The sequence below is a fragment of the Desulfococcus sp. genome, assembly GCF_041737845.1.
Classification (GTDB): Bacteria; Desulfobacterota; Desulfobacteria; order Desulfobacterales; family Desulfococcaceae; genus Desulfococcus.
In genome coordinates, this window is sequence record NZ_JBGSQX010000103.1 from 1 (window position 1) to 4,903 (window position 4,903).

Annotated in this window: 5 protein-coding genes; all 5 read left to right on the top strand. The window is 64.0% G+C overall.

Features of this window, described 5'->3' with window-relative positions:
• Window positions 1–1,505: glycine cleavage T C-terminal barrel domain-containing protein (locus ACEW8N_RS11825; protein ID WP_373500031.1), on the top strand; the 1,505-nt coding region annotated here is incomplete at its 5' end.
• Window positions 1,506–1,515: 10 nt separating this feature from the next.
• A complete protein-coding gene (locus tag ACEW8N_RS11830) occupies window positions 1,516–2,154 on the top strand; it encodes a sarcosine oxidase subunit gamma SoxG (protein WP_373500032.1) in 639 nt (212 codons plus the stop codon).
• An 86-nt stretch (window positions 2,155–2,240) separates the two neighbouring features.
• Window positions 2,241–3,581 carry an NAD(P)/FAD-dependent oxidoreductase gene (locus tag ACEW8N_RS11835; RefSeq protein ID WP_373500033.1) on the top strand — a complete coding sequence of 447 codons (1,341 nt, stop codon included), beginning with the start codon at window positions 2,241–2,243 and terminating at the stop codon, window positions 3,579–3,581.
• Window positions 3,582–3,752: 171 nt separating this feature from the next.
• Window positions 3,753–4,520: an electron transfer flavoprotein subunit beta/FixA family protein gene (locus ACEW8N_RS11840; RefSeq protein WP_373500034.1), complete on the top strand. Its 768-nt coding sequence runs from the start codon at window positions 3,753–3,755 to the stop codon at window positions 4,518–4,520.
• A gap of 61 nt (window positions 4,521–4,581) precedes the next feature.
• On the top strand, window positions 4,582–4,903 hold a 322-nt coding region (locus ACEW8N_RS11845), incomplete at its 3' end, for a hypothetical protein (protein WP_373500035.1).

The following is a 4,903-nucleotide window of genomic DNA, read 5'->3' on the forward strand; positions in this document are numbered from 1 at the left end:
ATGCGGCGACCGAGATCGCCGAGGCCAAGGCGCTCCTGGCGGGCCTGCCCGGCCCCGAACGCGGCACCAAGCTGGTCACGGCGCCCGTCAAGGGCCGCAAGACCTATATCTGCTTCGACGAGGACACCACCCTCAAAAACATCAAGCAGGCCATGGCCATGGGCTTCGACGTGCCCGAGCTGATCAAACGGTTTACCTCGGCCGGCACCGGTCCGGGCCAGGGCGGCATTCCCGGGCACAACCTGCCGCTCTTCGTGGCCAAATACGGGGCCTCCGCGAGCAAGCCGCCCCAGCCGACCACCGTAAGGGTGCCCCTGGTGCCGACCTTCCTGGCCACCTATGCCGGGGCCGGCCACGACATGCACAAACGGACGCCGGTGGCCGATTCCCAGATGGCGGCCGGGGGCGTTTTCCGCCTCATCGGCGTGTGGCGCAGGGCCCGCTACTTCTCCCGGGATTTCTCCTGCCGGGAAGAGATCCTGAACGTCCGGAACAACGTCGGCATGCTGGACGCCTCGACCCTCGGCAAGTTCCGGCTCCACGGACCCGACGCCCTCAAGGCCCTGCAGCGGATTTATGTCTCCGACATGAGCAAGGTCAAGGAGGGGCGCATCAAGTACTCGGCCATGTGCACCGACGACGGGTGCGTCATCGACGACGGCGTGGTCGTCCAGCGCGGGGAGAACGACTACTACCTCACCACCTCCACCGCACGGGCCGGCGCCACCGTCGAGTGGTTCCGTTACCACACCCGGTACGACGGGTGGTCCTACAACCTGGTCAACCTGACCGATGCCCTGGGCGTCATCAACATCTCGGGCCCCAATGCCCGGAAGGTGCTGGAAAAGGTCACCGACGCCGACGTCTCCAACGAGGCCTTCCCCTTCAGCGGGTACCGGGAATTCACCGTGGCCGGCAAGATTCCCGTCCGGGCCATGCGCCTCGGCTTCGTGGGCGAACTCTCCTACGAGCTCCACGTGGGATCGTCTTACATGCAAACCCTGTGGGACATCCTCGAAGCGGCCGGAAAAGAGTTCAAGATCGGCCAGTTCGGCGTCGAGGCCCAGAACGTGCTCCGCATGGAAAAATGCCACATCATTTTAGGGGCGGAGTCCGAGCAGCGGACGAACCTGCTGGACGTGGGCCTGGGCTTCCTCTGGGACCGCAAGAAGACCGACGCCAGGACGGTCGGCGCCGCTGCCCTCCGGCAGGCCGCGGGGGATGCCGGGCGCCTGACCCTGGTCGGCTTCAAAATGGAGAACCCCGAGCGGGCCCCCAGGGACGGCGCCATCATCGTGGACAGCCGGGTTCGGGGATATGTCTGCACGGCGAGGAAAAGCTTCACCCTGAACGAGGCCGTAGGCATGGCCCTGGTCGAATCGCAGTTGTCGGACATCGGTTCGCGGCTCGAGATTTTCGAAGACGAATGCAACGGCAAACGCCTGTATGCCAAGGTGATCCCCATGCCGTTTTATGATCCCGATGGCAAACGGATGAAAATGTGAGGTAACGATGATGGCGGACATTCAAAGAAAATCCCCCGTTCAATTCAATGCGGGGGCCACCCGGACCGAAGTCCGGGACCACTGGACAGTGGCCCTGGAATACGATGACGAGGGCAGCGGCCCGTACCTGGTCGACCTGAGCCACAAGACCCGATGGGACCTGCAGAGCGCCAGCCTGGCCGACCATCGCCCCTGCGGCATGGCGGTCCCGGAAAAGCCAGGGCAGTGCGTCCTTGAAAACGGCGTGATGCTCAACCGCATGAACCGGACCCAGGTGGCGGTGTGGCACCTCGCCGGAACCGCGGCGGCCCTGCCGGAGGATCCGGCCTATACCGACATCTCCGAGGGGGCGGCCTTTCTGGCGCTTTTCGGGCCCGGCACCTTCTCCATCACGGAGAAGCTCTCGGCCCTCGATTTCCTCGACCCCGGAAAACAGGCGCCGTTTCTCCTGCAGGGGCCCTTTTCCCACGTGCCCTGCCAGATCGTGACCCTGGAAAGGGGCGAAGGCGGCGGCGGAATCATCTTCACCTGCTCCCGGGGATACGGCCACAGCATGGTTCACGCCATCATGGAAGCCGGCGCGGCGTTCGGGCTCCGGCCCGCCGGGGAAAACCGGTTTGCCCGCTGGCTGGGAACACTGGCCGGTTAGTGTCGCGGCCGGGGGGTTGCACCCCGGGGCGCGCCCGGCCCGTTGTCTTTTTTTAATTCACGTGATTTGTCAAAGGAGTAATCAAAATGAGCAAAACCTATGATGCCATCATTATCGGCGCAGGCGTGATCGGCACCCCCATCGCTTACGAACTGGCCAAAAAGGGGTACAAGACCCTGAACGTGGACAAGCTGCCCGATGCCGGCGAGGGCTCTACGGCCGGCTCCTGCGCCATCGTCCGCGCCCACTACTCCACCGAGGACGGTGTGGCCTTTGCCTACGAGGGCTTCAAATACTGGCTGGACTGGGAGAACTACCTGGATCATGTCAAGGATGAAAAGGGGCTGGCCAAGTTCATGAACACCGGCTCCCTTCTGATCAAATCCCAGGGGCACGACTGGCGGAAGGTCAAGAGGCACTACGACGCCGTCGGCGTCCAGTACAAGGAGCTGACCGTCGAAGAGGTGATGAAGATGGTGCCGGTAGTCGACCTGCACGAGTTCTGGCCGGTGAAGCGGCCGGAGGAACCCTCTTTTTTCGATGAGCCCTCCAAAATGCTGGAAGGCGCCATTTTCTGCCCCGAGGGCGGGTATGTGAACGATCCGGCCCTCTCCGCCCACAACATCATGCGCGCGGCCGAGAAGTACGGCGCCGAGTTCATGTTCAACGCCGAGGTGGTGGACATCCGGAGCAAGGACGGCCGGGTCACGGGCATCACCCTGAAGGACGGCACCCGGATCGACGCCCCCGTCGTGGTCAACGTGGGCGGCCCCCACTCCTTCAAGATCAACCAGATGGCCGAGGGCGTCTGGGAAGGCTGCAACATCAAGACCAAGGCCCTCCGGCACGAGGTCATGCACTGCCCCTCCCCAGAAGGCTACGACTACCACAAGGACGGCTACCACATGTCCGACGGCGACGTCGGGTGCTACTACCGTCCGGAGGTCGGCAACATGTTCCTCATCGGCAGTGAAGACCCCGATTGCGACCCCAAGGAATATGTGGATCCGGACGAGTTCTACGCCGGCAAGGGCGGCCCCGGCAGGGACAACCAGCTCACCGACGCCCAGTGGAAGGCCCAGTGCTACCGTTTGGCCCGACGGGTCCCGACCCTCCCGGTCCCGAACCAGCCCAAGGGCGTGTGCGACCTCTACGACGTCTCCGACGACTGGATTCCCATCTACGACAAGTCCGACCTGGGCGGCTTCTACATGGCGGTCGGCACCAGCGGGAACCAGTACAAGAACGCACCGGTGGTCGGCGCCATGATGGCCGATCTCATCGACGCCTGCGAGAAACAGGGCCTGGACCACGACAAGGCGCCGTTCCAGTTCAAGATGCGCTATACCGGACGGATGCTGGATGTCGGGTTCTTCTCCCGGAAACGCGAGATCAACACCAACTCCAGCTTCTCCGTCAACGGTTGATCCCGTTGGGACAACCCTTGACAAAACCCGGCGGATGAATTTAAAAAAGGCCTGTATTTACAGGCCCTTTTTTAGTCACAGCGATATATCTCCGAACGCCCTCTCCGGCTCCGGCGGCGACGCCGCGGAGATCCCGGGGCGGGTGACCATTGAACCAACGGGATGGATTTCATGAAAATCTATGTCTGCGTCAAGCACGTTCCGGATTCGGCGGCCACGATCTCCATTCGGGACAACAACCGGATCGAGGAGAAGATCACCTTCCTGATGAACCCCTACGACGAACACGCCGTCACCGAAGCGGCCAGGCTGAGGGGGCAGATTCCGGGCGCAGAGGTCATCGCCGTCTGCGTGTCGGGGCCTGCCGCCGAAAACACCCTGAGGTCGGCCATGGCCATGGGGGCCGACCGCGGCATCCTCGTCTGCGCCGACCGGCGCCTCGACAGCATGCTCACCGCCCGGGCCCTTGCGGCGGCCATCCGGGAGGACGGGGCGCCCTACCTGGTCCTGGCCGGAAAAGAATCCATCGATGCCGAGGGCATGCAGACCATGTTCCGCCTGGCCCGCCATCTCGGCGTGCCGGCGGCGACCCATGTGGTGAAGGTCTTGCCGGAAGCGGGCGGGGTTGTGGTGGAGTGCGAAAAGGAGGCCGGTTCGCGGGATGTCCTTCGCCTGACAGCGCCGTGCGTCATCGCCGCCGGAAGGGGGCTGAACACGCCCCGGTACCCGACCCTGCCCGATATCCTGAAGGCCCGGAAACGGGAGATCAAGAAGGTCGACCTGGACCAACTCCCCATGGAAAAGCCTGCCGGGAGCATGGAAATCCTGTCCCTGGAACCGGTTTCGGAAAACCGCGTCCCCAGGGAGATCACCGGGGATGCCGCGTCGATGGCCCGGGAACTGGTCCGGATCCTCCGGGAGGAAGCCAAGGTCCTGTAGCGATCCCGGGAAGGCCCTGGCATCAGGGCCGTCTGCTGACAATTCAAGATGGAATGACGCCATGAAAAAGATCGGACTGTTTATCGAAATCAAGGATGACCGCATCAAACCGGCAGCCTATGGGATGATCACCGCCGCCCGGGGCGACGACCGCGAGCTCTTTGCCCTGGTCGTCAACGCCGATGCCGCGGCGTGCCGCGAAAGCCTCGCGGCCTATGGCATATCGGCGGTGATCGACATCGCCGCCCAGGGCGGGGCGTGGCACCCCGACGGGTGGGCGGATGCCGTCATCCACGCCATGAACCGGTTCGGCATCCAGACCCTCCTGGGGCTGACCACCCCCCTGGGCCGGGACCTGCTCCCCCGCATCGCCGCCGCGCTGG